Source organism: Legionella waltersii (genome assembly GCF_001468085.1).
In the GTDB taxonomy this organism is placed as follows: Bacteria; Pseudomonadota; Gammaproteobacteria; order Legionellales; family Legionellaceae; genus Legionella; species Legionella waltersii.
Window position 1 is genome coordinate 45,847 of record NZ_LNZB01000031.1, and the last position, 26,922, is coordinate 72,768.

Sequence of the window (26,922 nt, forward strand, 5' to 3'; positions counted from 1 at the left end):
TCATTGGTAATTCGTGGTCAAATTGCACTAAATGACCTAAAAAAACCATCATTAACGATTAAATTGTCTTAATATTAGCTTAATTTATATTTGATATAGTTATATTAATTCTGTGTATTAATGGTTCAAAATGGGGTAAACAATGCCAAAACCTAATTTAACACTAAGTATCGATAAGGTAAAACAATATATATTTGATGCTAATGCTTTTACACACTTTAGCTTTTATCCCCAAGAATATCTTAACTCGACTTCAGTAGGACTTTTGAAGAAAAACAATTGGCTTAACAATCGTTATGTAGAAAAGCCAGCCATAAACTTAGAAAAATTAGTTCATGAGGGAATGTCAAAAAAGCAAGCAGAACTCTGTTTGTATTTGATTGAAAATCGAAAACTATTTTGCTGTGCAACTGCTTTTGGAGATGATCGGGTCTGGAAAGAGCGTGTGACAAGTAAATGGAGGTCGAACGATTTTATTGACAGATATTATGGATTAGCTCGGTTTGTATTTGAAGGCCCCATGCATCAGAAAGACAAGCTTAAAAAGCTAGTTGATGACTTGCGTGAGATGCAAGTCAGCCATATACCAGAACAATCCAGAGGCTACGATTTTAAGAAATCTATGGATGATTTAAGTACGTTGGTTTCTGAAGTTCCTGGTATTGATCAAATTAAAGAACATTTTAATAAAAATCAAAAATTGCTCGAAATCATAAATCGGTTAGAAATAGGTGCAAATAGCTACAATCCTCGTTGGGTGAACAGTAGCAAAAAATTAAGTAGAATTATTGATGCTCTTGTAAAAGCTATAGATAATGACTTGGATGTAGATAAATTACTAAAAGATAAAAACAGTGAATTATCCCAAGCCATAGATATGAAGCGCACAATGTGCTTTTTTGATAACTCAAAAGAGAAGCCTACCCATTCAAGAACAATAGTTAATAACTCAATGCCAAAACCATAGTTTATATTGCAATAGATAAGTACTGACAATGTTTTTGATGAATTGGGTACTGGTCATGGGCCTGAGGGGTTACTGATGTTATAACCGATTTATTAGGGGTTTATCATAACCCAATTTTTTCAATCTTTGGTTTAATTTCGCTCTTTATAGCTCTAAATCCCAATTTTTGTCACAGAGAGGATATCGCCTGATACGGCAACCACTTTTTTCATTAGATAGCCATATTCATTAAAATGAAGACCATGGTCTATATAGCCGCTGTTTTTGGCTACTCTGAAGGTTTGCCTATCATCTGGGCAAAAATCACATAAGAATTTTCTACCGGCTTTGTACCGATGATACGATATAAACCTATAAACTTTATTGTCATGATTGTGAGCGCTAGGGTAATCAACAATTTCCTGGAATAAATAAACATCAACGAGTTAAAGAGCGTTTAAAGAAAGAAGTGCTCCATTACCATACCGAAAGTTGTGTTAACTAGTTGGATCCGCCCAAATAATTTTAAATTGTGCAAGGACAAAGCTGCTGTGCGCTAAAAATTAAATTTTGAGTACCCCAATCAGTTGACCAGCTTGCTGCACTTATTGTGGCAGGAGTATTTATTTGTAAAACATTACCCAAAAATATATTATTCGGCTGGTTTGCGATAAGAGCATTAGTAGGTTGCGCAAAGATACTCTGACTGTTGTTCACGTTAAATCTTGTATATAGGTCGTTTATTTGATTGTTGGTTGGTACTGTAGCTGCAACAGCTACACAGTTATTTTTGGGGGGAAGCATACAGCTTGTCCTAGAGTTTGCTGCCAAATCATAACATCGCCAATTTACACCATCTAGGTTAATCGCCGTCAATCCATTGCATGAGGGGACACTTTCTCCTATTTGAGATACTGCAGGAGCTGAAGCTGATCCTGGTGTGAGCACATAACCAAAACTATTTGGGATTAAGGTCCCTTGAGAATTTTGAGCAAGATATCCAGGGGTCATTATTTTGAACCCCATGTATTTATAATAAAAATTTGTTACTACTGGTGTAAGAATAACCTCGTTATGTGTTGATTTATGTATTTCACAGGTGATGGGATCGTTAACATTTGTACACACAACAATATCAACAACGAGAGGGATACCTGAATAAGTGACCGCAATAACACTTCCTGGGCTATTTGAAAAAGTGGTTGTGCTGCTTAATAATAAGCCCGTAATTAAACAGGCATGTAAAAATTTGATGGCTTTCATCTTCATCCTATTTAAAAAATTATATTGTTAGAGTGCATAACAGCGCATTAGCATAACTTTGTCCGGTTGAGAAATGATTCATTATCTGAGTATTAATATTGCGTAAATTAGTTTGACCTAAGTAAAAAAATCGATACCCGCACTCGAGTGGAGCAGGCCCAAAGAAATGGTTTACTCTATAACCTATCCCCGCCATAGCAGTAAAGTTTGTAGTTGTTTGCCCTGCGACAATACTATCAGGAATTATACTTCCAAGAAGTGGCTGCTCATTAAATTTGCTGGTACGAATGATATTAGGTCCAATACCAATGTCTAATGTTAGATTGTGGTTATTATTGTTCCGATTTTTAACAAGAGTCTTAATTGCAAAATAGATAGGCCAATTTGTTATAAAATAATTGTATGAAAGGTTAGTGAATAATTGCTCCTGGGTAACCGTACCTATAATTTTAGATCGTGCCAAATAAAAAGCATTGAGGCCATATGTGAAACTAACATACTCCAACTCTTTTGTATTGAAATAATAGCCAAGTCCAACAAGAGCGTTGCTGTTATTTTGACGAGAAATAGAAAAATAATCCCCACGTGTTCCATTGATCTCAATAACCTGGTTAGTTCCTTGATGACCTATAAACCCACCTAATTGCAATGATAAGTAATAATTTTTCGATTTAGATTTATCTTTTAAGGAAGAAAAATGAGGAATATTTTTTGTTGACTCTGTTGTCTTTTCTGATAAGTTGAGGTTAGGATGATTTATTAGATTGCTAGCTATACTCGCTTCTGATAGTCCTATCAATATCAAAAAAAGATAAAAACAAAATTTTATTTTTAACTTCATTCAAATTCCATATTATTTTATATAAACAAATGTTAATTGCATTTCAATCAGAATACAATTAATAATCGATGATGACTTTGTTTCTTAATCCCACGCAGAGTCTTCTTCCACAAAACTTAGGCAGATCGACGGCTTTGAGGCATTTTCAGTGATGTCATTTTATTGAGCACTCCACTAGCCAACATAGTCTCTTGCTGTTGACGGGAAAAATCACGCGCATGTTGTATCACCAAAAGTTCGTTGGTAACGATGCTCTCCTAATTCAGAGTAATTTCGTCGACCATACTCCCCTGTTTTCTTGTACCGCGGAACCTTGATACCTAACTCACCAAGTCGCTTGCTTAAGACCCTGAAATCAGGACACGCTAATGGGATATTAATGAGCTAAGAAACAAAGCCTTTCATCAACCTTACTCACTCACCTAGAAAAATGAATTTATAATGAACCATTTGTTACAATATAAGTCAAATACGAAAAAAACAGATATTAATGGATTTTATTTGTACAGTTTTACAAATGCAGTCTATAATTATTATGGGTTAAACATAAGTAGGTTTTACTTAATAGAGGTACAGATAATGAAAACTTTATTATCAGTTGTTTGTTTTTTAATGATTAGTTTGTCTTCAATCGCTCTTGTAGGTTGTGGTGGTCCAGTTCCCACAGGTAGTACTGCAAGTCAGAGCATGAAATAGGGTATTTAAACTTTAGAAGCTCAAAGCAATAGTGAGCTTCTAAATCTCATTCAATTTAACGGAACGAGAAATTGATAAAACTCCAGACCAAACAGACTTTTTGGTTAGCTAGTGTAACTACTGCAATACTTATTACCGTCCTGTTTTATTATAATAAACGTACAGAAGTCGATGAAAACAATTATATTCTTTCTACTTTAAAGCAAGGTCTACTGATTAAAAAAATTACCGCGACTGGTACTATAAATCCCAAAAAAGTGATTTCTGTCGGAACTCAGGTCTCAGGAATCGTCGAAGATGTATTTGTTGATGAAAATAGTGTCGTTAAAAAAAATATGGTGCTTGCGGTGTTGGATAAAAAAATCTTTAGTAATGATGTTCAAAAACGTAGAGCCGTGCTCGACAAAATGAAAGCCCGCCTGGAATTGACTAAAATTCGCCTGGAACGAATGCAAAAACTTATCAAAAACAAATTTATATCTGCTGAGGATCTGGATATAAAAATAGCCGAACAGAAAATTGAAGAATCCGATTACGCCTTAGCCCAGGCTAATTTTGAGCAAGCTCTAATTCAAATCAAGTACGCCGATATTCTATCGCCGATTGATGGCGTAGTGATGGAACGGCTTGTAGAGCCTGGTCAAACTGTTGCGGCATCTTTTACCACCCCTGTTTTATTTAAAATCGCCGAAAACATGACCGATATGCAAATTAGAGTGAAAATATCTGAATTAGACATCCCTTTAACCTCAATAAATCAAAAAGCTACATTTACGGTCAGTTCATTCCCCGGGAAGACTTTTCAAGCCTATATAGAAAAAATCATGCTGAATCCAAATATTGAACAAGGCGTTGTTACTTATGATGTGTTAATGAAAGTGAACAATAAAGATAATCTGCTGAGACCAGGGATGTCGGCTGACATCTCGATTGAATTAGCACGAATAGACAACGCACAATACGTTTCCAGTGATGCATTGCGCTTTACCCCACCTGAATTTAAAAAAAGAGATCTCCACAAAAAATACATTTACCTTTTAGAAAAGGGACAAATTGTTCCTGTCGAAATAGAAACAGGGATTGAAAATGACGAGTATACGCAAATATTGGGTGGAAATATCAATAAAAACCAAAAAATAATTTTAGGAATTGATGACCATGAGCCTCATTAAAACCACTTCTCTTTGCAAACATTATAGCTATGATAATAACAATTATGAAACGGGGATCAGTGATGTATGTCTGGATATAAAAAAAGGGGAATTTTTGGCCCTCAGGGGACAATCTGGCTCGGGAAAAAGTACTTTATTAAATATATTAGGCTGTATTGATAGCGCTACTTCTGGAAGCTATAATTTTTGTGGTTTTGAAGTCACTGGCATGAACGCCAGCGAATTATCAAAATTCAGGTTAAATCATATCGGTTTAATCTTTCAATCGTTCCATTTGATGTGGGATCGCAGTGTGCTTGACAATGTCGCTTTGCCCCTGTTGTATAAGGGATTAACCTTGAAAGAAGCCCATAAAAAAGCCAGCCTGTTTATTGAGTCCATGCATTTAACTCAGCAGCTTTATAAGCCCGCCAAAAAACTATCAGGTGGCCAACAACAGCGCGTTGCTATTGCCCGAGCCTTAAGTAATTCACCACAGCTTATTCTTGCAGACGAACCCACCGGGAATCTTGATGAGGAAAATACGTTTATTATTCTCGATGTGCTAAAACAAATTAATAAGGTTTATAACGCAACACTATTAATTGCTACGCATGATGATATAGTAAACCAATATGCTGATCGCATTCTCACCATACGCCAGGGGAAAATTAATTAACAGGAGGGATTTTTGATGCTATGGCATGTCCTTCTACTCGAAATTATTATTTCCTTAAATAACTACCGCCTAAGAAGCTTGTTAAACATACTGGGTATTAGTATAGGAATTTGTTCTGTTTTCCTTACCTTGAATATCAGTAATTATATCAATCACACTCTGGAAAAAGAACTGTCGCCAATTAGTCGCATGTTAATCATTACTCCTCAAACGACCAGAGTTAATGGGGTTAATACCACCTCCAGATACACTTCCCTGTTAACTGAGGAAGATGGCGATAAAATCAGCCAGCTCAACGGGGTGAATCATACTGCGCCACTGATTGTCGAGAAAACGCACGCTATATCGAGTTTCAGCAATATTGATACCATAGTGATGGGTTCCTCTCCTGATTATTTTCCGGTCATGAATTTAAATATTATTTATGGGGTGAGCTTTAGCCTGGATGATATTAAAAATCATCGGAAAATAGCCGTCATAGGCAGTACTATAAGGCAAAAACTCTTCCCGCAAGCTGATCCCTTAAGTCAGTTCGTTAAGCTAAATAATGTACCTTATCGTATCATTGGTGTCATTGAAACACAGGGGCAAAGTGTTGATGGCAAAGATAGGGATAATGTAATCGTCATCCCCATTTCGACCGCCCGAGAAAATTTTTTTAATAATTATCAGGCTAATAATGCAGTAGACTACATTATCTTATCGGTAAAAAACCCTGCAGAAATCAACAGTATATCGACTAAAATAGTTGATTTATTAACTAATAATCACCGCATAAAAGATAAAAATAAACTAGATTTTAAAGTGCTGGATAGAGTTAAAGAAGTAAACTCATTGCGTTTTATTTTCGCGACTATAGGCGGGGCGCTGATGCTCATTGGCATTGTATCTTTAGTGATAAGTGGTATTGGCATTTCGACCCTGATGCTGATGTCTGTTTCAGAGCGAAAAAGTGAAATTGGTTTACGCAAAGCAATAGGCGCCACTGATGAAAGTATTTTAATCCAAATTTTACTGGAAACTGCTTTTTTAGCGCTTATTGGAGGGGTATTTGGCAGTATACTGGGCGTTATTGCAGTCTATATTTTCAGTACTTATATTGCTATCAGTTTTATTAATTCTTATTTTTATTTATTACCTTGCTGCTTGGTCTCACTTTTTATTGGTTTAATATCGGGTGTTTTTCCTGCTTATAGAACCACCAAAATACAGCCAGTTACTGCATTAAATGAGCGTCATTAATAACGGTGATAAGAGATGGCTTCTCCAGAAAAAAATCGTTTTGAATTGATTGATATAGTAAGAGGTTTAGCCGTTTTCGGGATGATTATTTTTCATTTTTTTTTCGATCTCACTCTTTTTGGCTATGCCTCATTTCAAATAGGCAAGACCCTGGGCTGGATAGTATTTAATAACGTCATTTCCTCTTCATTTTTATTATTAGTGGGTTATTCCATGGGATTGGCTGATTTATCGCCAAAAAAATTTTTAAAACGAATTTTCAGGGTTGGAGTCTGCGCAGCACTACTCAGTGTTTCTACTTATTTTATTTATCCCAATTATTGGATTTACTTCGGTATACTGCATTGTATAGCCGTCTGTATGGTGATTACCTATCCCTTTGCTCGATACCCCAGGCACAGTTTAACCATGGGGATCTTACTGCTTATTCTTTTTGCTTTCATTTGGCATGATTGGGTGTATTGGTATCATGAGCATATGATCCATACGCTTGATTTTCAGCCCATTTTTCCTAATATTGCCTTTGTTTTTTTTGGCATCTATTTATCCAGCAAAAAACTTCATCTGTATTACCAGGTCAATTTCCCCGGGAAAACTGTTTTCGCCATGATGGGCAGACATGCATTAATCATCTACATGATTCACCAACCCCTCCTCTATTCTCTTTTTTATTTGGTTCAATAACTGGTGACTACAAGCGCTGCATGACACTGACTTCGATGGGGATAGCTTGTTTTTCATACAGAACATCAACTAATCGTGTTCCAGGCAAAAAGCGCTCAATAAGCATCCAACCTTCTTCATGATTTGCAGAAATCAAGCGAGTGGAACCTCTACCGTTAAAATACTTTAATGCATGAATTTCTCTCGAAAATTCATCATGGAGAATGCTGACTTTTAATACCCATTTTTCACCTTTTGAACCTAAAACTGGAAGCATGTAGTTGAAACTTAAATGATCAAACGGATCCAATAAAGTAAGCTCCTGTGTATGAGCAAGATGCCCAAGAAATCGAGACAACCGCTGCCACCATTGTTTTCCCTCATCACCATGCACTAACGATATAGTATTTTTAAGTTCATTCTCACCGTTCGCTTAAATTTATTTAGAGTTCAGACAATATCCATTTTACTCCCCCAAAGCGCTCTGTGCACTTCAAAACAAACCAATCAAAAAAAATTAATTTTGCTATTTTCAATAATCCCATCATAATCCGGGTATTTTTTATTGCCGGAAAAGATTTATCTACAATGACAAACGGACTTATCAGTACAGTTGAGCGGATCGACGATATACCTCTGTTGCTAGCGCAGATGGAAAAAATTCAATTGGCAACATTACTGGACAAACACTTCCCCATGCATGGGCATTGGAAAGGACTTGGTTTAGGTCATATTGTCCAAGTCTGGCTTGCCCATATACTTAGTGAAGGCGATCATCGTCTGAACCATGTTGAAAGCTGGGCTGACAGCTTACTGATAACACTTGAAAAATGTCTTGCAAGGCCAGTGCGATCTTTGGATTTCACTGACGATCGCCTCGCGATAGTGCTGGATTCCTTGGGCCATGATGATGATTTTGAGGCATTTGAGAGCAATCTTAATCAAGGCATCATACGCGTTTATGATTTAAGGGCAAAACGCGTTCGGGTTGATAGCACTAGTGCATCAGGTTATATGACGGTAATGGAGAATGGCCTTTTTCAATTTGGTCACAGTAAAGATCCTCGCCCGGATTTACCCCAGTTAAAAATAAATCAGTCTGCGTTAGATCCTTTAGGTATACCGCTCACGACTACCATTGTCAGTGGTGAAAAGGCCGATGATCCATTGTATATCACCGAGATACGCAAAGTACAAAACAGCTTGATTGAACATGGCGTTCTTTAGTGGGTGACAGCAAAATGGCTTCCCTTGCAACTCGTGCTTACGTAGCCAAAAGTGATGACTTTTATTTGTGTCCCTTATCTGCAGTTCAAATGCCTGAATCAGAACTGTCATTACTACTGGACAAAATATGGAATAACGAACAAGTCCTAACCAGTATTTATCGTCCGGCAGTTGGTGAAGGTGATAGTCCTGAACAAATTGCAGAAGGTTACGGTTATACAATCCACTTGGAATCAGATGAAGCCGGTGATAATTTTTCATGGGAGGAACAGCGGCTTGTGGTTCGCTCACTTAATCATGCAAGAAAACAAGAGCATACGCTACATGGACATATCAATGAAGGGCAGACAGCCATTGCCAAGCTTAATCAGCGAGGACGTGGCATCAAAATGCTCGATGAAAAAGAGTTGCATGCGGCAGTTGATGCTATTTTGAAAAAGCACAAGCTTCAAAACTTGTTGCAAATTGAGTATCGTAGAGAAGAAAAGAAAACCCTACACAAAGCAACTCGCAAACGCGAGGCTTATATCCTGGTTGAAACACGCATTACTGTCCACTCCACCCTGAATCAGGATGCTTTGGAAAAACAGGTGCGCCATTTAGGCTGGCGGGTTTATGCGTGCAATGACCCTGCATTAAGCATTGAGGAGGCAGTATTGGCCTATCGGCAAGAATATTTAATCGAACATGGATTTGCTCGTTACAAAGGAAAGACACTGGGTCTCACCCCGATATACCTGAGCTCGACAACACGCATCAAAGGACTTATTCGCTTGCTCAGTATTGGATTGCGGATACTGTGTCTTCTTGAATTTTCTGTCAGGGAGGCGCTACAACAAAAACAAGAGAAATTGTCCGGGATTTATAAAGGCAATCCAAAGCGTGCAACAGTCAGGCCAACAGCTGAAATGATGCTGAAGGTTTTTCGGGGCATTTCACTGGTCGCGTTGATCGTTAATGGCGTAAAACACCTTGAAATAACACCATTAACAACAGTTCAAAATAAAATATTAGTGCTCCTTGGCTTGTCACCAACTTGTTATACTACTCTTCACAAGGTACCTTGCGAATCACACAATAAATACAGTTACAAGGTTGCATCAGGTTGATATTATCTGACAGTCTATATTTGACTGAAGCAGTAAACGCTACCGAGGGTCAAAATGAAGCGTTGGAATGTAGCGGAAATGATGGGCAAATGATGGGCATTGGTAAGAAGCTTTTCGCAAAAATTCACAAGCAAAAATATCATGCCCATCATAACCATGAAATTCACTTTATGGCACGAGAAATCAATGACTGACTGCCGCAAGGTATTCAGTCCATTGTGGATGGCAGCTATAACCCTCGTTGTTTAAAACGTTATTATTTTTCTGATGAAGTAGTCGACCAGCTACACCCCTCCGATAGAATCCTTCAGCATATTTTGCTGAAACAATTGAAACCTACGTTTAAGTATGTAATGAATCCAAATTGCTACCATTTGGACGGGCCTACAGGCGTCAAGTATGCGACGCAACATATAAAACTAGTGCTGCGAGATGAAAAACCTAATTACGTATTACGCGCAGATATAAAATCTTTTTATGCTTCCATACCGCATTTTCAGTTGGTACAGGATGTCAAAAAATATTATTACGACCCCAAGTTGCATGTGATGCTTGAAAACATCATCACAAAGCCTATTGATACCCCCAGGGGATATAAAAATCCTTCACAGGGCATTGCGTTACGTGGACCACTATCCCAATTTTTTAGCGGTATTTATCTTAAGCCACTTGATGATGCACTAAGCAAAATGGACGTGCACTATCTCCGCTTTCAAGATGATATTCTTATTTTTGCAAAAACAAAACGCCAACTGAGCCGTTGCCGGCGGCGCATGATGGACGTATTACACGAAAGACGCTTAAGCCTCTCGCGCAAAAAATCACGCATGGGCTGCATCAGTGGTGGCTTTCATTTTCTCGGTATTAACTATCTTCCGACACGAACGGAAGGTAACACCAACATATCTCACATCAATGATGTTGCAATAACCACCACCAATAATGTTTATAATTTGAACGAAAATGGGGGGGTGGTAAGACAAATTTTGAGCATCAAAGGTGTGAGCCGATACGCATGGTCCCTCATCCGAGAACCCTGTGTAAAGCGCGAGAGCAAGTTAAATATATGGTGATTGATGGGATTTCTTCCTGCCGAATCAGAAATTATCTTCATCGTTGGACTATGTGGTGGACAAACACTTCAACCACTTGGCAATACCAAGAACTTTTGCAGCACTTTATTAATGTGAGCTGGCACGGACAAGTGACCGGTTACGCGACCGCCTTATCTTGTCGACATCAGCTTAGATTATTACACACGGGCTCGGCTGATGAGTTGGGGAAAGGGTATAAGTTCCGCAAGTTTGAAGTTTTTGTTCGACATAAGTTTTCCAACAATACCGACCGCGTGCGCCACCGCCCCGCCAACGCCATCGGCGATGCGGCTGCCCCCCCAAATATATCGACTGAAAAATCTGCCCCCAACCCATCAATAGAATCATCAGAAGTGGTAACAGGAAATGACCCAGCCATCCCGGCCTCTCGAAGTGTATATGACCGACCCACAGCCTCTTTTCCGTCTATCACATAATAGAGCCCCTGCGCCATCACACACCTATCAATACCCGGTAAACGTCTCATTTCAAAACCGATTAAGTGCCTCCACACTAAACGAATCTTGTCATAATTATCATTGCTTGCCTTGTATAAATTGGCCCACTCACGGTCAAGTAGTTCGAAAGCATGTTGAGGACTCGCATAGTTATAATGCATGCCGGGTTTGGTAAGAACTTTAGGCGCCCAATCTTTGCGAAACTGGCTAAGTGCCTTACAAAGTTCATTGTCGCCGGTCATGTCTTTCTTGAGCAATGCCGCTACTTGCTCAGGCGTTGCTTTTTTAATCAATTCAATCAATGGTGATAAATCATAGGGTTTTTGTGTCAGCATGCCTTCAATATGCGGCTTATAACGTTCATATTGAGCTATTCTTTGCTGCTCACCTTGTTCTATTTTTGAAAAATATTCCTGTACTTGCTTGGCCAGCTCATAATCACCTGCACCCAATAAAAACTCATAAATGGTGACCCGTTTCCACTCATCTCCACCGGGTGTTGTCACATTGCTCGCTTGAAGCAATAAAGAGGGATTTTTATCGAGCATGGCAAGTAGCGCCTTAACATCTTCTTGTCGTGCATACGCTGCGTGATGTAAGGCCTTTGCAATATCGCTATTGGGGTTTTGGCCGAAATCACTTATTTCTCGAATTATTTCGAGGGGTAATTTAGAAAAAATGGTGTCATTGCGATTACGCAACTTGATTATGGTGTAAACTTCTTCGCGACTTAGCATGGATTTCAAACCTCGTTATGTTTCATGATTTATTGAACGTACTAATGAATTATGTTCATAATATAAACAGCTGGAGTTAAAGTCAATCAAAAAACAGGATGCGACGGGGGGAGTTGTGAATAACAAGTTGTTTTTACGTTAGTTATTGTAAAAAATAACAGGAATAGCATCAAGTGGCTAAACTCGAGGTGATACAAAGTGACTTGATGATTGATAGGCTTACTGATGAACTTAATTTAATTTAAGCGAACGGTGAGTTCATTGAGCGGATTAGTAGAGATGAGATACTTCCTTTTTATCGATTAGCCATAGATCATGTGCTACTTCTTTTGTTAAGCAAAGCATACCTCCTGCCTTTTGATAACAGGCGATTGCACTGCGATTCTTAATATCTGGAGTGACTAGCGCTGTATCAAGTTGCTGAAAAAATATTCTGCACAAATGGCTTTAATGCAACAATGTCAAGCCTTTGTCCCAAAATTGATTTTTCACCAAGATAGAAATCAATAAATGCATTTTTTTGAAAATCAAAAGCCTTATCGGTAGGGAAAAAAATCACAGGCATCATAATACTGGATGTATCCTATAGGCTATTCATCCAGCAGGATAATAAAAACAAAGATGAGTTTTTTCTTTCTATTCTCCATCCGTTCTGTCGAAAATTTTTCAAGAAATTAAGCGATGCCTTTTTAAAGACGCGGTTAGACCGCAAGCTCATAAAACTGCTCTCAGGCTGGAGTATCTTCTTGGATTTTCATCTGTACCTTTTTAATTATTCTATGTAATTCAATTCCTGCAATTTTTGCTTAGCCGCCTGAAATGATTTAAAACCAAGCTTATATTTCGTGATGTTTTTGATACCACGATGATCTTGCTCAACCATGTTGTTAAGATATTTTATCCGCCTTACCTCAATGAATAAAGGAAATAAATAATAAATTATTGATTCGTTCCAGTGCTGCAGTATTGGGGCTAGATATTATCAATATTAACCTTTTGTGCGAGACCACTAGATCGACTTTAACAAGAAAAGCTTTTTTATTTGAGGTTTCAAAGTAATGTTTAAAATCGATGCATTCAAAAATCCCTTTTCGGAACATGACCAACCCATATATCCAGTTCGATCATAAACATAATAACTTCCTAGATTTTGTACAATTGGATAATCACTTGTTGTTGGGGGGATTACTTCAATCTTGATTTTCAATTTAAGGCCGCTTATATAGTTCTTCTAAATCAACTTCTTTCTCCATACTTGCAATAGCACTTTGAGCTTTTGATTGAGTAAAAAATAAAATATCACTTGCACTAACTTTTTCATCTTTTTGATAGGCGTTTACTAAAGCTATTCCAGCTTTTATACCGATTGCTAAAAAGCCAAACCCCAAAGTGAAAATACCCAATGCAATGTTTGCTAGAATAGGTTTCCATAAGGCCTCATGGGTTTTCATAAGTTTATCTTTAGAATGAAGCAACGTTTTGAATTGGGCTTGAAACAGCTCTATTTCGTCTGTCTCTAATTTCCCTTGCGATATTTTTATCTTGATGTTGTCCAATTTGTTAGCTAAGTCACTAGAAAGTTGAGCCACAGTCTTTTTATCTGTTTCAGAGACTAGAGTCTCTCCATAATCTCGCATAATTTTTATCTTTCTATATAAATTATCAAAAGAAGTAGAGATAACCTCAACTATTTCGGAAATTATAGGAGGAGGTGAAAGGGGCTCCTGTTCTTTGTGTTCTATTTTTAACTTAAGAAACTCATCAACCTGAAAAGCAGTCTTCAACATCTCTTTTAGCTCAGGATTTTGAATTTCCCTATCCAAAAACTCACCCAAATCAACAAAAATTTGGCCTTCGGAAAAAACAGCAACGTCATCATTAATGCCTTCTTGAATTTGTTTGGCGGTATGTCCTGGCGAATCTTTCCAATTACCTATAGCTGAAAGGCCTGAGCCTCGTTTAACTGCAAACTCGAAGGGAACTTTTATGAATAAAGCTTTATAAAGTTCGTCAGAGCCTGCAGGAGATTGCACAGAAAGTTTTTTTCCATATGCACCTGATCCCGAACTTATGGTTATTCCTAAGGCATGATGTCTAATTTCAAATTCATTCAAAAATAAGCCAACATTATCAGCCTTAATTTGCTCTCTAGTTAATTGCTTACCGTTATTTCCTGTCACGGTCATTTTTCCAGGAACTTTAGCTAGAAGACTAGCAAAATTGAACGCACCAATAAGAAAATAGTGGCATTTTCCTCCTCCTAATACATGCTCATATTTCTGAGTTTGATTTATGGATATGGATGGAGAAAGCATACTTAGTTGTAAAAGAGGCCACCCAGTTTTAGAATTACGAGGCACCGTTGGAATTTTATCATTTCCTTTTTTCTGCTCGTTGTAAGAACTTAAAATATACTCTTGAGATGCTTCTGATAAAAAAGTGACTGGTGGCACGTTACTTTCTCCTGTGTTTAATTAATTGTCATCCTAATATGTAAATATTAAGGAAATATTAATCTGTGAGTTCACTTAAATGTATTTTGAGTTCAAAAAACTCATTCGCGCCTCAAGTGGTTCTTGTCGTATAAAAATAAATCAATAGCAGAATTGGTTTTGCTATTTTCTATATTTGACTCAGGCAGTAGAGACCAACGTTGTTTTGTTCTCATCGATTTTTTGGTTATATCTTTCATCGTAGATTAGTTAGAAGTCGAGACCGCAAGATGTTTGTGAGCTACGAAGAATATTGTTCCTATCACCAATGTAAGCCAGGGTTAATCCGTCCAGGGCACCATAAGTTTCTTTCGGACTTAATAATTCTTTGTTTCTTCAAAATGCTCTTTAAGCTAAGGGATCATGACTGACTTATCTAGACCACCTGAATAAGGAAGGGCGATTTTTTAATGGATTTTTTCATGAATTACTCCTGGTAATATTGTTTTAGATAGGACGGAAGGGCATTCAAATCAGTTAATAGAATATCTATTAGTACTTGTCATGATTTAAGAAGTACCACTTAACCATTTTGATTGTAATTTTGCAATCTTACCTTTAGCTTCAAGGTTTTTGCTTACGAGCCGTTACACCGGTTAGTTCGAAGACAGCAATAACATGTTGTTTTTAAATATAAATCCATCTTGATTTTCCTATTTATAATCAGTTAAATTTAATTTGATAGAAACCGATATCGCAGGTTTTAGTATTGAGGCGTAGAGATGCAATCAAAAAAAGATGATAAACAGACTAAATATGAATTTGGTGTTTGTGTAAAAGAAACCAATAATGAAAATGGATCAGGTCATGTATCTGCATTTACGCGCAAAACAAAAGAAGGTAAGAGTACAGTTACTCATACTAGTTTTTTTCCGAGTGCTCTTGGAGGTATTCTTCAGCGTTTTAGTCTTGGTTCTATTCCAACATCTGGAGAGCTTGCTAAAGACCATATTGAAGATTTAACTGAAGCCAATAAGGTGTAGTCTAGAGAAATTACTGAACAACAGTATAAAAACATGAAAAAAGCACAAATAGATTTAAGTATTGGGGTAGACAATCGGGAAATTACCTACGCTGCCTTTGGAACTATAAATCCTATTGCAAACTTGGTCCCAAGTTTCTTAAAAGGTGGATAGGTGCTAATAAAATTGTTGAACAACATAAGAAAGAAAGTGGGTCTTTACCGCCGGAAGATCATTGTGGCATACATGGGTTTTTATTTGGAAGATGACAGTTAAGTCTCCTGGGCATGCTGCGGTACAAATAGGGGGCTCCAAGCCCAAAATGAAAGCAGGCGACCCCGGGGAATACGGAAGCCTACATCCAGATAAAATCCCTTCCATGGGATTAACATCGGTTTTACTTTTGTCAGCACACCTTGCTAGTAATTTAACTGAAGACATGGAGTCTTTAGGTGAGGCAAAGAGTACAACTAATATTAACGATATGGATTTTCTGCCACAATCAACCACCTATCAAAGCTCAAAACCATTAACCCCTGATGAAATCCATCATTTTAAAAATCTTGACAACATCAAGATGAGCAAGAAAATGGACAAAGTACGTAAAGAAGTAAGCTCTGGTGTAATGAGCTATCAATTGTTTCCAAATGTCAACCTGCTCAACTTTTTTAAAGATAGCGCATCATTCATAGCTCAAGATCCTATCGATATAGAAATGAGTCGTAGAGCAAAGAAAAATGCTCCAAATAATTCATCAGCACATAACTGCACTTCTCTTGTTAGTGATATTTTAAAGGAAGGCGGGTTAGACATTAATAATTCTAAATACTTACCATGGTCGATTACTCCAGATGGCTTGTCAGATGAACTAAGCAGTGTTGGCAAAAAACCTTAATTCTATCATTTTTTCATGAAGTATCAGGCTCTACGACCGATAAAGCCTGACTGAAAGGAGGTTATTTTTCCTCAACTGAGTTAACAACGCAGAGTTCTCTAATACTGAAATCGCTTCAACTAAATACTTCTCAATTAGTGCGGTAAATAAACTCCGCGATAAAGGATTGTAGTAGTCTTAATTGTGCTTTGATTTTTCTTCCTTTAGGCATGCTTCATAAGCGGTGTGGCCTTCTTCGTCCTTAAGACTAGTATCAGCACCAAGATCGATTAATCTTTTTACTGTTTTAGCAACACCTTTTTCAGCGGCAACATGAAGCGCTGTTTTCTTACAATTGTCAACAGCATTTAAATTAGCATGCTCTTTGGTCAAAAAATCAAAAGCTATTATGTAACCACGGTTAGTAGCAATATGTACTGCCGTTTTCCCTTCGATATAGGTAAATGACCTGCGGATGCAGCAAAATAAATTAGAGAATTTGGCGAAATATCCATTTCCTCATTTTCAAAAAAAGTTTCATAATGTCTGGTTGACTCGATGAAATAAAAGCTCTAATAGCTAAGAGAGTTTGATTTTTCTCTATGTGGCTCATGAAGTTCTGTTTTTTCTAGAAGTCTTTGCTCACTGCTGTTTTCGACTTTTTCTAATTGCTGCTCATCTTCTGGCTTTTGAAAATAATTGTTAGTAGAGTTGAAAAAAAGTTAATTTTATTTCTCAAAAATAATTACTCCTATAAGGTTAATTTATCATCATAAGTGTAAAAATACTTCTATGATTGTCTCAAACTATCTGTTTAGTAGATGCTTTTATAAGCTAAAACTGAGACTGGGATTGGTTGACATTTTGTTGCAATGAGAGTCAATGTAATCAATGCATGCATTTAATTGCTTACTACGCCCTTGTAATGCTTTTAAAGAACTCACTGCATCCACTATTATCTGGTCTCTTTCATCTTCAGTTGTTTCTTTTACTGTTGCAGATTTTACCTTTGAAAGAATTTTTTTTACTGCTCTCGCTTCACCACCAAATAAACTACTTATAGTAAAAATATGATTGACAAAATCTTGAAGTATTTTCTTTGTGAGAAGCAATGGATCTATATTTGAATTTGTTTGACGAATTTTTTCACAACAAAGATAGCTTTCTGTTTCTGAATTCCCTTCATTTTTTGAAATGCTTATTGCGTTATTAATATAATGAATGTTGGTTTTATTTTGTTCATCTAAATTACAAAGTAATCGCACAATTTCAAGAGTTCCTTTTCTTGCCGCAACTTGCAGTATTTCCCCAGCAGTTTTTTTGTCGGGTTGTTGAAAACTGGAAAGTGACTTAAAAACCTCCCATTGACCATCCGAAGCTGCCGTAATTAATGCAAAATTCATTGCTTTCTGAGATGGTTTGTCTTGTTGATCTTGCACGAAATAATTCAAAACCTTTATCCACTCTCTTTCAATGGTTAAAGCTTCAAATTTCTTATCGATACGTTTTTTGGGAACATTTGCTAATTGTTCTAATGCATTCTCGGATAAGCTTTTATCGGGCATTGTAGCAGGGGCTTGTATTCTAGCAATCGCTTCAACTGCACTCCATGCTATGGAGGATTGTTTTCTGATACCTTCATCTTCATAACTCTCCGCCACAGTTAATGCAATTTCAAGAGCCGTATTGATTATTTCTTTCCTTGGTTGATGCGCTGGTGCAGCTAAGTTGCATAGAGCTATAACAAATTCCCAATTGTTGGTAGCAGCCGCGTGGTTTATGGCGTAGGTAAATACTTTCTCTACTAACTTGTTACTTGGTTTATGCCCAGACTGACTTAAACCACATAATACCAAAACTAATTTCCATCTTTTCTCAGCCTCTTGCGAAGAAACTCGAGATGCCGAATAGATCGCTGTCTCTATAGCTTTATCAATCGCAATTGGCCGGATATAACTCATCTCCAGTGCTGATTTTACAAATTTACTGCTATTGACAGTTTGAACGAGTCCTTTAGAAGCTTTATCAATGAGTTCTAATTCTTTATTGGTAAATATAGGCATAAGGGAATTTTGTCTTTATAAAAATCAATTTGATTTTATTATATGATGCCTTGACTAAAAATGATATATTTTCTTACTAATCCCAAGCTATAAGCCGAGTTTTTTTGTATAGCCGTGTGGACAAGCAAGATCAATTAAATTCTGACTAAAACAGCTTATTAGGATGACTCTAAGTATTCGATTGAACTTACAAACTATTCTTGACTTGGTTGGTCAACGAGTCAAACTCATCTCACACTTTGTGATCAGCTATATTTAAGCCTTAATATTCAAATTTCTTTTCAATACTTTCGATATTGTTGTCTTTGGATTCATCTGTTTTTTTAAAAAAAGTTGTTTCCTTTTGCTCTTTAGACGAAAAAATTGCTGGATTTTTGAAATGTAGTTTTGGTGTAACCTTAATATTTGCTTCTTGGAATATGCTAGCTACCTCATTAATTGTATTTTCTATTTGGAGTCGAATATCTGCCGATACTTCATCATAACGACCAAATCTACCAGATCGATTATCTATAATCCACTCTCCGTTAATACACTTTAATTCTCCACCTAAATGAGCCAAGCCAACTTTAACTTGACCATCACTATTAAACTCAGCCGCCAACGTTGGATGTCCGAAGCCATGGTGAGCTTTAATCCCCTCTATCAGTCCTTGTAACTGAGCACAGATACTATTCCATATTTTCTTTTCTTGTTCATTTTTCATATCAACATTGAAAATCTCTGGATACTGCCATGGGTATTCAATACCGATAACAAGTTCTTTCTGTGAATTATAAGACCATAAGTAAACTATATCCTCCCTGAGAACAACCCTGTCTCCTGATTTGATTCTAAAATAGCCCGGGTTAAGCCTATCTTTTTCGGTATCTTTGACTCTATGAGGAGCTATCGGTTCCGTAATATCTGCTTTTCGTCTTGACATAATTTGCTCGAATAACCTATATGGTTATGTCTAATTATAGCACATACGCTTGTAATTGGATCAAATAAAGATCGATATGATGATACTGTGATCATCTGTATTGAATTGCGACTCTGTGTCTCTAAAATAAATGGCTATCATAATATAAAATGAACAAAAAGACTGTATTTTATTCGAACTGAATATGATGGGAATCATCGAGGAAGAACCTAAAACTATATTAACACAGGAAAGCTTTTAGAAGACTTTTGTAATATGTATAAAAAGAGAAGGATACCCATCTGGATCTGGAGTTATTAAAAGCAACGATAAAACAGATGAGTTGCATAGTTTAATAGCTCATGATCACCTCGTTTGTCACCATAAGCATAAATGATGCTGTGATTCCGCATTATGCATCTATCCATAAAGAACTGACATCAGAGAGACGTGCGAAAAAGCAGGTGATTGATAAAGAAATTAAAAATCTAGATAATATAATTAAAAAAGCTGATCCTCTTGCTAAATCAAGGCTGGTTAATGCAAGAGAGGCTTTAGTTGAAGCTAGGGAAAAAATCAAAAGTGATAGGAAAATGGAGACTGATTCACAATATGCTAATGGCCATAATTCAGAATGGAGTACATTGCATAATCGATCAGGTAATAGCGCGCAGACTTTCTTTAGAGAGTTTGTTCAAAGAACAGAAGAAGATCATGCTGTAAAAAGTGCATTAGAAATAAATTAGAATCATTCTGCTATCATCCCCGCTGCACAGACGGGGATTTTTTTATTTCTGAATAACGGCATAAGCCGATGGCAATGGCTCATTACTCAACATTGTCAGAAAAGAACCTTAACCTTACTTCAAAATAAAAATTATAATTGAATGATAGTTATTTTAGGCTAATCCTCAACGGTCATCATTTTAGTAGAACATTTTTATTTTTATTAAGATAAACTGTGAAAAGAAAACAGAGTTAACGGTGACTCTCATACTGGATAAGCTAGCTCTTTTATCTGATGAGGGAATATTACTGGTAATGAGTATTTTGTCAAAAGAACAATACTTCAATAAAACATTTGAGCAACTCTTGTTGTATGCTATTGCTCAAATTATCACGGAACAAGATCAAAAAGGCCCCCAACTATTTTTTCAACTTAGCTATATACGATTTTCTTAGAAATAAAACAAAATTACTTGTTCTTCTGATGAATGCTCAACCAAGCAAAGAGAAATTATCTCAATGCAAGCTTTTTACTCGTTTTATTGAAAAAGAACAAATCCTTATTGAGGAGACTGGTAAAGAGAAAAGTCAATTATCCCCAGCTAACCTTGGCCTGTTTGCTGAGAATAGAAATTCACTCTCATCATATTCCTTTTTAGGTGCAAACAATGAGAAGTAGTGAAGTAACTTTGTTCGATCTAAAGTATTATCGACTCGAATGTCAGAATAACTAGCGTATTCCTCTATTTCCAGATCAGTACTTTCTCCAATAGATAACGACTTATCAAATTTACGGTGCATGTCGTTACAGATCGCTAGCAAATTATAAATCGTTTTACTATCTGACTTTAATGCAGATTCTTCAATTTCACCCAAATACTCTTGGCCATATTGAGCTAGATCTTGCATACCCCTATTTTCTTCAATTCTTTTATAGCCCCCATGAATTAAAGTAGCAATTCCTCGCGTAATTGGTTTAATAGCCCATGCGAAAGGAAAAGTTACTAATTCAATAAGTCCTCTAAATACAGTAAATAATCCATCTGCAATTAATTTAGGACTAAGGGATAACATGCCTCCAAATATTTTTTCTAAACCAACGAGGCTATTTCCGATGCCAACTAATGGTTGTTTATAATCTTGCAAAATATGTGCGCTGCTTTTATAAGGTTTTAGATAATCAATTAAAATTTTAGCAATTTTCTTTGCGGTATGTTTTAAAGGAACATAAGATAACTCACCAAATTTAACCGGATCGTATTCGCGATGAGGGAAAGCCCGCCAGTCTGGATGGTTGTTTGTTGCCAAGGGATCTCTAGTAAAGTGATTAAAATAATTTGTAATTTCTGGTAAATAATCTTCATCATATTCTGCTACTGAGGTAGTTTTAATACTCTGTACCGCTTCCATTGCCCGCATAAAGGTTCTTATTTGCCAAAAGCTATATTGACCTACTTCCTTGATTTTTTTAGGTGAAAAATCTTTCAAGAACCAGTTTTGGTATTCTTTCAGTTTTGCATCCATTTGTTCTTTATATTTAAATGCATCTTGAATAGGACCAGCCATTGCAGATAAGAATCGTGCACTTGCTTCAAGTCCAGCATTTAAACCTTTAAAATATGAGAGGCCTAGAGCAGCATCTCCTTCAAGAACAACGTGTGCACCATCATGTAGTGTAACTACTTCTTTTGCATGAGTAGCTGGGGCTTCATTTACACTGATACGGATTGATTTAGGATCAATTTTTTGTCCGGCTTTCTCAGTATCATGGATTTTATAACTAATATATTTAGTAATGAATGATTTCAGACGAGGAGGTAGCTTTGGTGCATCTTCTGGAGTTTCGTCACTAAAAAGCCTTAAGGGTTTTTTGGAGGTTAATTTTTGCAATGCAAGAAAATCTTCTTTTGAAATCATCATTTGCATTGTTACTGGGGTTTTACCTTGATCAAAATGACCTACATATTCATTAGCAATTAGACCCTTGCGCGCCATTTGCTGATAAAATTCTTGTGTTTTAATGCCTAATGCTTTTTCTTCACCATCAATTTCAAAACGTAATTGTAACACAAAGTCAAATTCATGCTTGACCTGATTCTCCTCCGGGAATAATATTTGGTTCACTACACTATGTGTCCCGTCAGCTCCTATGATGAGTTTTGTGTGAGGGTATTCATCTGCTAGGATTTGTTTTAATGTTTCTTTGGTAACTTCATGTTCGATTAGAATGTCTACGCCACTGTTCCTCGCTAATTTAGTGAAAATTTTTTGAAGGGTATTTGTGCGAATATGGGGATCTTTTTGAAGTTGTGATAGCAGCGATACCATATCCGGATCCATCTCACTGTGGGTTGCTTTCATTATGGCTTCTAATTGTTTTGCCTGCATCACCAAGGTATGGCTTCTTTGATATTCTGCATATTTTTCAAGCACAACAATTTTCAGATTAGGATTAAGTTGCTTCATTCCCCAGGCATTGATAAGACCAATTGGACCTGCCCCAACGACTAAAACATCTGTATCTAATGCCATAATATAACATCCAAAAATTAGATAAAATATGATCAATAGTATCATTATATGAACAAAAAGACAACTCAAATATGGTTTTAGACCTGAGTATGCATATCAAGCTGCACTTGCTTGATATAAGAGTCGGATTCTTCTCATTTAAATAACGAGTTCTTAAATTGAAGATTATTGATAATAGTCTAACGAGTGTATATGCACCTGATTATAATAGCGCTCTGGCAGAGTTTGACAGCCGTCATTATCCAACCGCATACGGTTTTCTTGGCATTTCAATCCTTAGTCAAGCTCACATTTGCTCCTGGCGAATAGAATCTTATTTGTATCTCTTTAACCAAACTCTCGTGATACGCACTCCAAATAGTTTAATTATCCATGAGCCAAATAAAGAAAAAATTTTATTTTTAAATCCTGGGATAACCAGTATTTTGCCAGATAAAAAACCTTTAAATGCAATTTTAGCTACTTTTTGAGCTGACATCGAAGGTAATAAATAGAGCCTGACATTATGATCACCAATATTAGCTCGTTGTAAAAAAGCAGTTTTGGTAACTCCCGGGCAAACAACGGTTACAGAGACACCTGAATCACGCAATTCTTCGGCTAATGCTTTTGAAAACGTTACGATATAGGATTTGGTAGCACAATAAACTGACATTTGTGGGATAGGCATGAAAGCAGCTAATGAAGCAATATTAAGTATCTTCCCTTTGCCTTTTTGCAGCATGGCTGGTAACAATAAATGAGTTAAAGCAGTTAATGCACGAATATTTACCGCCAATAGATCCATTTGCGAGTCGAGGCTTGTATCAAAAAAGGTTCCAAAAGTACTGAAGCCGGCGCTGTTAACTAAGGCATCCACTTGAATGTTATGTGCATCTAAATAGGATTTTATCGCTAATCCGGCGTCTTTATTTTTCAAATCTTGAATAATGATAAAAACATTAATATTACAGTTTGAAAGCGTTTTGGCTAATTCTTCCAGCGGCTCTCGTAGCCTCCCTACTAAAATTAAATTATAACCTCGGGCAGCAAATAGTAGAGCCAATTCCTTACCAATACCACTTGAGGCACCAGTGATTAATGCGGTCTCTGTTGTCATAAAGTTCCACTAAATGGTTTTAAAAAATAAAACTAAATGCCGCAAAAGACATACCGGCACTACCTACGCAACTGATTACCCGGTCTCCTCGTTTTAATTTATGTGCATTAAGCGCCATAAACATCCCAGCTGGGACTGAGGCTGAAACTAAATTCCCGGTTTCTGGAAAAATACAAAATAATTTATCACCTAAACCCACCGCTTCTGCTCCCATTTGCCAACTGTTTTTGGTTGAGGCATGTGGAAGCAGAATGTCAATTGCATTGCTATCAATAGAAAGTTTTCTGATAATGTTTATTCCTTCAATATAACCGTGCTTGTGTAAATCAAAGCCATAAGATGTAAATCGGTAGGCACCGTTTTTTCCTATTTTATTGGTGGAGTTATCACAGAATGATTCGTAGTTAGGGAAGGGGATTGTGCATAAATCAGCTAAATCAGTACGTGATGAAAATTGAAATTCCCAAGGTTCGCTGTCCTCATTGGATAAAAAGGTAACTGAGGCTCCTTCTCCAACTGTAAACGCGGGAAAGGTATATTGAAGCTGTTGCACTGCGCTGAGTTTAAAAAGAGCGGGGTAGAAATATTCTTTAATATTAAACTCTGCGTTAACAATAATAATACGTTTATAGTTCCCCAGTTTAAAATAATTGTGTGCAAGATGTACGGCCCTAACCCAGCTCATGCATGCGTCCAAAATATCAAAGCAATGGGTGTGATCGAGTTTTAATGCATGAGCAATCATATAGGAGTTTCCTGGTTCAATAAAACCTTTACCAACTCCCACATAGATTAATAAATCAATATCCTTTTTTTGCCAACCAGTTTCCACTAATCCTTTATTAAAGGCATCTGTCACCATTTGTATCGGGAGTTCATCTTCAGCACGCCAATAACGATTATTCGCCCCAGCCATTTTTAATATTTTACTTACATGGGCGAGTATTCTCTGCTTTTCTTTTTCGGCAGTTTCCGTACTCTCGTCCGCGATTAATTGCAAAATATCTTCATTACTTACGGTACGAGAAGGAAGTGATAGTTGCACTGAATTAATTTTCATAAAGTGCTCCGGTGATTTAAATAGTCGGTAATGTAGCCAGCAGCCTTACTTACGCCATCTTCTTTGACTATTTTTGTTTGTAATTCTTTTGCGCAACAAGAGAGCGATTTGTTGTTAATGAGCTCATTAATAGCAGCCGTTAAATTATCAAAGGTTAATTTTTTGTAGGGAATGGGTTGAGTTGCGGCTCCCAATTTTGCAATGCTGTGACTCCAATAGGGCTGATCTAAAAAAAATGGGATAGGAATAGAGGGTTTCCCCGCTAATAAAGCCGCTGCGGTTATGCCTGCTCCACCATGATGAATGATGCCAGTTGTTTTAGGGAACAACCAATCATGAGGAATTGACTTAACGTATATTAAATGAGGGGGCAACTGATCAAGTACTGATTTAGGCCAATGACCACTCAAAACTCCTCTTTGTTTGGTGTGTAATAAGGCATCACTAATTAATTGGATTAATGTGTTATCTTGAACCGTAACTACAGAACCAAAACCGATGTAAATAGGGGGTGATCCAGCTAATAGGAAGTCTAGAAGCGGTTTATCGGGCTGCCAATTTGAAGCAGCAGGTAAATACCAATAACCCGTTATTTTTATGTGATCACGCCAATCCTTGGGTTTTTTAAAAATTGACGGACTCATATTATATAATGCTAACTCTTCATTTTGGCGTATTGTGCGCCAATACAAAAAAGACTGTTTAATTGGAGGTAAATTGAGCTGTTCAATCCGCCATTGATTGATTTGGGGACGAAAATAATACCACAGCAAAATTTCCATAAAATACCATCCCGCTAGTCGGCGTAAAGCCCCATTTTGTTTAGGAACCCTTTTTAGAGGATAGGGAAATTCAGCAGTGGGGTGCAAGGGTTGCGAGTAGGCTGGAATCGCTTTTATATTCAGTTTTTCTGCAATACTAGATGCTATATTAGTGCCAAGTACCCCATAAACAATCGCATCGGCATGCTGGCAAGCCAGCCAACACTCCACTAAGATGGTATTTGCTATAGTTAATTGCATGCTGGAAAAAATTTTAGCGGCAGCCAACGGATTCGTAGTAGCCATAAGTCTCTGCCCTTGCTTTCCCCCTAGTAGCTCAATAGGACTCCCTGATAGGGGGTAATGCGCTATTCCATAATCATAAATTAATGCTGAGTGCTCATCATGAGTAGCAATAACTACGGTATGATTTAATTTTTTAAGCCCTAAGGCTAATGCTATAAACGGTTGTATGTCGCCCCTGCTGCCGAGCGCCAAGAGCACAATGTTCATCAAAATCCTATATCATTGCATGCATTCCACTAAGTATAGCATTTTGTTTAAATAATGCTCTATTGGTCTTTGGTTCTCATTTCACTCTCAAGTGTAAAAAAAATTTCCACGATCTTCTCCAACTATCTGTTTGATGCCTTTATAAGCCAAAACTGAGACTGGGATTGAGTGGCATTTTGTTGCAATGAGAGTCCATATAATCAATGCATGCGTTTAGTTGTTTACTACGATCTTGTGTGGCTTTAAAAGAACTCACCCATATGTCAAGTGCTACTGTTCATGCCTGGTGGATTAAATGTATGAACAGTTGCCCCAGTCGCTTTTGCCTGTCTAGCCATATCCTTTAGTATGCTACTAATCCTTTTGAGTAACTGGGAATAATACTTTTGATCTGAATATTTGAATTTTTCTTTTGAAACAGTCTGTCATGATGAACCCAAAAAGAGCCATCTGGTATATAATTATATATAAAAAGAATTAATAAATTATTAGAGTGGTGTTTTGGTGAGTTTGAGTCCAAAGAATTTGGTTACTTGTTAGGAATGACTAGAGGGTTAAGTTGCAAGTTCAACATTTTCAAATCATCACATTAACCCCTTTAGAGTACTCATTTTCTTGATTGGGTGCATTTTCAACAAAAGTTCTTATAATGTCAGCCTCTACCGGACTGACTTCGACAAGAAGGCTAGGGGTTACTAAATCCTCGAATTTTTCTGAAATCACATCCATTAACTCGGTTTCATGACTCATGTGGTTTTCTCCCGTTTATTAATTACCCATATGGGTGTGATCATTCCCTTGATTTGTCTTGTGTGAACAAGACCATAATA

The 26,922-nt window shown here is 37.0% G+C and carries 26 protein-coding genes; 12 read left to right on the forward strand and 14 right to left on the reverse strand.

All coding sequences use genetic code 11. From position 1 onward, the window contains the following. Positions 1–142: 142 nt before the first annotated feature. Positions 143–967, forward strand: a complete 825-nt coding sequence (locus Lwal_RS05485; RefSeq protein ID WP_028378577.1) for a hypothetical protein — start codon at positions 143–145, stop codon at positions 965–967. A gap of 504 nt (positions 968–1,471) precedes the next feature. Here Lwal_RS05485 and Lwal_RS05490 read toward each other — a convergent pair. Next, a complete protein-coding gene (locus Lwal_RS05490) occupies positions 1,472–2,209 on the reverse strand; it encodes a hypothetical protein (RefSeq protein ID WP_028378576.1) in 738 nt (245 codons plus the stop codon). 19 nt (positions 2,210–2,228) lie between these two features. Continuing rightward, complete coding sequence (locus Lwal_RS05495) at positions 2,229–3,050, reverse strand: hypothetical protein (protein ID WP_050598488.1); 822 nt, start codon at positions 3,048–3,050, stop codon at positions 2,229–2,231. A gap of 767 nt (positions 3,051–3,817) precedes the next feature. Here Lwal_RS05495 and Lwal_RS05505 point away from each other — a divergent pair. The 4 genes from Lwal_RS05505 to Lwal_RS05520 are packed head-to-tail and all read left to right on the forward strand — an operon-like array spanning position 3,818 to position 7,502. After that, complete coding sequence (locus Lwal_RS05505) at positions 3,818–4,918, forward strand: efflux RND transporter periplasmic adaptor subunit (protein WP_028378573.1); 1,101 nt, start codon at positions 3,818–3,820, stop codon at positions 4,916–4,918. Then, on the forward strand, positions 4,905–5,576 hold the full coding sequence (locus Lwal_RS05510) for an ABC transporter ATP-binding protein (protein ID WP_050598487.1): 672 nt from the start codon (positions 4,905–4,907) through the stop codon (positions 5,574–5,576). Before Lwal_RS05505 ends, Lwal_RS05510 begins: the two co-directional genes overlap by 14 nt. Positions 5,577–5,591: 15 nt before the next feature. Beyond that, complete coding sequence (locus tag Lwal_RS05515; RefSeq protein ID WP_019234660.1) at positions 5,592–6,818, forward strand: ABC transporter permease; 1,227 nt, start codon at positions 5,592–5,594, stop codon at positions 6,816–6,818. A gap of 15 nt (positions 6,819–6,833) precedes the next feature. Then, positions 6,834–7,502 carry a heparan-alpha-glucosaminide N-acetyltransferase gene (locus tag Lwal_RS05520; protein ID WP_028378571.1) on the forward strand — a complete coding sequence of 223 codons (669 nt, stop codon included), beginning with the start codon at positions 6,834–6,836 and terminating at the stop codon, positions 7,500–7,502. Between the two features lie 7 nt (positions 7,503–7,509). On the opposite strand, the gene Lwal_RS05525 is transcribed toward Lwal_RS05520, so the two are convergent. Then, positions 7,510–7,839 (reverse strand): aminoglycoside phosphotransferase family protein, encoded by a 330-nt coding sequence (locus tag Lwal_RS05525; protein ID WP_229309755.1) that lies wholly within the window; start codon positions 7,837–7,839, stop codon positions 7,510–7,512. Between the two features lie 230 nt (positions 7,840–8,069). On the opposite strand from Lwal_RS05525, the gene Lwal_RS17800 reads away from it, so the two are divergent. The 3 genes from Lwal_RS17800 to Lwal_RS16780 all read left to right on the forward strand — a co-directional run bounded on the left by Lwal_RS17800 (position 8,070) and on the right by Lwal_RS16780 (position 10,890). Further along, entirely contained in the window at positions 8,070–8,708 is a 639-nt protein-coding gene (locus Lwal_RS17800) for an IS1634 family transposase (protein WP_197697699.1), read from the forward strand. A 14-nt stretch (positions 8,709–8,722) separates the two neighbouring features. Beyond that, entirely contained in the window at positions 8,723–9,817 is a 1,095-nt protein-coding gene (locus Lwal_RS17805) for an IS1634 family transposase (protein WP_201785600.1), read from the forward strand. A gap of 218 nt (positions 9,818–10,035) precedes the next feature. Then, positions 10,036–10,890, forward strand: a complete 855-nt coding sequence (locus Lwal_RS16780) for a reverse transcriptase domain-containing protein (RefSeq protein ID WP_065235651.1) — start codon at positions 10,036–10,038, stop codon at positions 10,888–10,890. A 166-nt stretch (positions 10,891–11,056) separates the two neighbouring features. Here Lwal_RS16780 and Lwal_RS05545 read toward each other — a convergent pair whose 3' ends face one another. From Lwal_RS05545 to Lwal_RS05555, 3 genes are all read right to left on the reverse strand, one after another. Further along, positions 11,057–12,106, reverse strand: coding sequence for a hypothetical protein (locus Lwal_RS05545; protein ID WP_028378570.1), 1,050 nt, complete (start codon positions 12,104–12,106; stop codon positions 11,057–11,059). 412 nt (positions 12,107–12,518) lie between these two features. Beyond that, positions 12,519–12,674 (reverse strand): hypothetical protein, encoded by a 156-nt coding sequence (locus Lwal_RS17700; protein ID WP_019234665.1) that lies wholly within the window; start codon positions 12,672–12,674, stop codon positions 12,519–12,521. A gap of 640 nt (positions 12,675–13,314) precedes the next feature. Continuing rightward, a complete protein-coding gene (locus Lwal_RS05555) occupies positions 13,315–14,559 on the reverse strand; it encodes a hypothetical protein (RefSeq protein ID WP_028378569.1) in 1,245 nt (414 codons plus the stop codon). 761 nt (positions 14,560–15,320) lie between these two features. Between Lwal_RS05555 and Lwal_RS05560 the strand changes: the two genes are divergently transcribed. Together Lwal_RS05560 and Lwal_RS05565 are read left to right on the forward strand one after the other, a co-directional pair. After that, positions 15,321–15,581, forward strand: coding sequence for a hypothetical protein (locus tag Lwal_RS05560; protein ID WP_050598486.1), 261 nt, complete (start codon positions 15,321–15,323; stop codon positions 15,579–15,581). Positions 15,582–15,825: 244 nt separating this feature from the next. Continuing rightward, a complete protein-coding gene (locus Lwal_RS05565) occupies positions 15,826–16,455 on the forward strand; it encodes a hypothetical protein (RefSeq protein WP_050598485.1) in 630 nt (209 codons plus the stop codon). Between the two features lie 177 nt (positions 16,456–16,632). Here Lwal_RS05565 and Lwal_RS05570 read toward each other — a convergent pair whose 3' ends face one another. The 3 genes from Lwal_RS05570 to Lwal_RS05580 all read right to left on the reverse strand — a co-directional run bounded on the left by Lwal_RS05570 (position 16,633) and on the right by Lwal_RS05580 (position 19,422). Beyond that, on the reverse strand, positions 16,633–16,911 hold the full coding sequence (locus Lwal_RS05570; protein WP_080274359.1) for an ankyrin repeat domain-containing protein: 279 nt from the start codon (positions 16,909–16,911) through the stop codon (positions 16,633–16,635). A gap of 350 nt (positions 16,912–17,261) precedes the next feature. Beyond that, positions 17,262–18,497, reverse strand: a complete 1,236-nt coding sequence (locus tag Lwal_RS05575) for an ankyrin repeat domain-containing protein (RefSeq protein ID WP_028378567.1) — start codon at positions 18,495–18,497, stop codon at positions 17,262–17,264. Positions 18,498–18,759: 262 nt separating this feature from the next. Then, positions 18,760–19,422 (reverse strand): hypothetical protein, encoded by a 663-nt coding sequence (locus Lwal_RS05580; protein WP_019234669.1) that lies wholly within the window; start codon positions 19,420–19,422, stop codon positions 18,760–18,762. 341 nt (positions 19,423–19,763) lie between these two features. Here Lwal_RS05580 and Lwal_RS05585 point away from each other — a divergent pair, with 341 nt between their 5' ends. Both Lwal_RS05585 and Lwal_RS17705 read left to right on the forward strand, forming a co-directional pair. After that, positions 19,764–20,147, forward strand: a complete 384-nt coding sequence (locus Lwal_RS05585; RefSeq protein WP_019234670.1) for a hypothetical protein — start codon at positions 19,764–19,766, stop codon at positions 20,145–20,147. A 295-nt stretch (positions 20,148–20,442) separates the two neighbouring features. Beyond that, a complete protein-coding gene (locus tag Lwal_RS17705) occupies positions 20,443–20,583 on the forward strand; it encodes a hypothetical protein (RefSeq protein ID WP_192876281.1) in 141 nt (46 codons plus the stop codon). A 132-nt stretch (positions 20,584–20,715) separates the two neighbouring features. Here the strand turns inward: Lwal_RS17705 and Lwal_RS05595 are convergent, their stop codons facing one another. The 5 genes from Lwal_RS05595 to Lwal_RS17635 all read right to left on the reverse strand — a co-directional run bounded on the left by Lwal_RS05595 (position 20,716) and on the right by Lwal_RS17635 (position 26,842). Then, positions 20,716–22,659, reverse strand: coding sequence for an FAD-dependent oxidoreductase (locus Lwal_RS05595; RefSeq protein WP_028378565.1), 1,944 nt, complete (start codon positions 22,657–22,659; stop codon positions 20,716–20,718). 313 nt (positions 22,660–22,972) lie between these two features. Beyond that, the gene (locus Lwal_RS05600) at positions 22,973–23,758 is read right to left on the reverse strand and encodes an SDR family NAD(P)-dependent oxidoreductase (protein ID WP_032832000.1); all 786 of its coding nucleotides are present in this window, start codon (positions 23,756–23,758) and stop codon (positions 22,973–22,975) included. 19 nt (positions 23,759–23,777) lie between these two features. Then, positions 23,778–24,818, reverse strand: a complete 1,041-nt coding sequence (locus Lwal_RS05605) for a 3-oxoacyl-[acyl-carrier-protein] synthase III C-terminal domain-containing protein (RefSeq protein ID WP_028378564.1) — start codon at positions 24,816–24,818, stop codon at positions 23,778–23,780. Continuing rightward, positions 24,815–26,092 (reverse strand): glycosyltransferase, encoded by a 1,278-nt coding sequence (locus Lwal_RS05610; protein WP_050598484.1) that lies wholly within the window; start codon positions 26,090–26,092, stop codon positions 24,815–24,817. The genes Lwal_RS05605 and Lwal_RS05610 overlap by 4 nt, the downstream gene beginning before the upstream one ends. 576 nt (positions 26,093–26,668) lie before the next feature. After that, entirely contained in the window at positions 26,669–26,842 is a 174-nt protein-coding gene (locus Lwal_RS17635) for a hypothetical protein (protein ID WP_028378563.1), read from the reverse strand. Positions 26,843–26,922: the final 80 nt, after the last annotated feature.

Coding starts and splice junctions, on each gene's coding strand:
- Lwal_RS05485 (WP_028378577.1), top strand. CDS start 143: ATGCCAAAACCTAATTTAACACTAAGTATCGATAAGGTAAAACAATAT.
- Lwal_RS05490 (WP_028378576.1), bottom strand. CDS start 2,209: ATGAAAGCCATCAAATTTTTACATGCCTGTTTAATTACGGGCTTATTA.
- Lwal_RS05495 (WP_050598488.1), bottom strand. CDS start 3,050: ATGAAGTTAAAAATAAAATTTTGTTTTTATCTTTTTTTGATATTGATA.
- Lwal_RS05510 (WP_050598487.1), top strand. CDS start 4,905: ATGAGCCTCATTAAAACCACTTCTCTTTGCAAACATTATAGCTATGAT.
- Lwal_RS05515 (WP_019234660.1), top strand. CDS start 5,592: ATGCTATGGCATGTCCTTCTACTCGAAATTATTATTTCCTTAAATAAC.
- Lwal_RS05520 (WP_028378571.1), top strand. CDS start 6,834: ATGGCTTCTCCAGAAAAAAATCGTTTTGAATTGATTGATATAGTAAGA.
- Lwal_RS17800 (WP_197697699.1), top strand. CDS start 8,070: ATGACAAACGGACTTATCAGTACAGTTGAGCGGATCGACGATATACCT.
- Lwal_RS17805 (WP_201785600.1), top strand. CDS start 8,723: ATGGCTTCCCTTGCAACTCGTGCTTACGTAGCCAAAAGTGATGACTTT.
- Lwal_RS05545 (WP_028378570.1), bottom strand. CDS start 12,106: ATGCTAAGTCGCGAAGAAGTTTACACCATAATCAAGTTGCGTAATCGC.
- Lwal_RS17700 (WP_019234665.1), bottom strand. CDS start 12,674: ATGATGCCTGTGATTTTTTTCCCTACCGATAAGGCTTTTGATTTTCAA.
- Lwal_RS05560 (WP_050598486.1), top strand. CDS start 15,321: ATGCAATCAAAAAAAGATGATAAACAGACTAAATATGAATTTGGTGTT.
- Lwal_RS05565 (WP_050598485.1), top strand. CDS start 15,826: ATGACAGTTAAGTCTCCTGGGCATGCTGCGGTACAAATAGGGGGCTCC.
- Lwal_RS05575 (WP_028378567.1), bottom strand. CDS start 18,497: ATGCCTATATTTACCAATAAAGAATTAGAACTCATTGATAAAGCTTCT.
- Lwal_RS05580 (WP_019234669.1), bottom strand. CDS start 19,422: ATGTCAAGACGAAAAGCAGATATTACGGAACCGATAGCTCCTCATAGA.
- Lwal_RS05585 (WP_019234670.1), top strand. CDS start 19,764: ATGATCACCTCGTTTGTCACCATAAGCATAAATGATGCTGTGATTCCG.
- Lwal_RS17705 (WP_192876281.1), top strand. CDS start 20,443: ATGAGTATTTTGTCAAAAGAACAATACTTCAATAAAACATTTGAGCAA.
- Lwal_RS05595 (WP_028378565.1), bottom strand. CDS start 22,659: ATGGCATTAGATACAGATGTTTTAGTCGTTGGGGCAGGTCCAATTGGT.
- Lwal_RS05600 (WP_032832000.1), bottom strand. CDS start 23,758: ATGACAACAGAGACCGCATTAATCACTGGTGCCTCAAGTGGTATTGGT.
- Lwal_RS05605 (WP_028378564.1), bottom strand. CDS start 24,818: ATGAAAATTAATTCAGTGCAACTATCACTTCCTTCTCGTACCGTAAGT.
- Lwal_RS05610 (WP_050598484.1), bottom strand. CDS start 26,092: ATGAACATTGTGCTCTTGGCGCTCGGCAGCAGGGGCGACATACAACCG.
- Lwal_RS17635 (WP_028378563.1), bottom strand. CDS start 26,842: ATGAGTCATGAAACCGAGTTAATGGATGTGATTTCAGAAAAATTCGAG.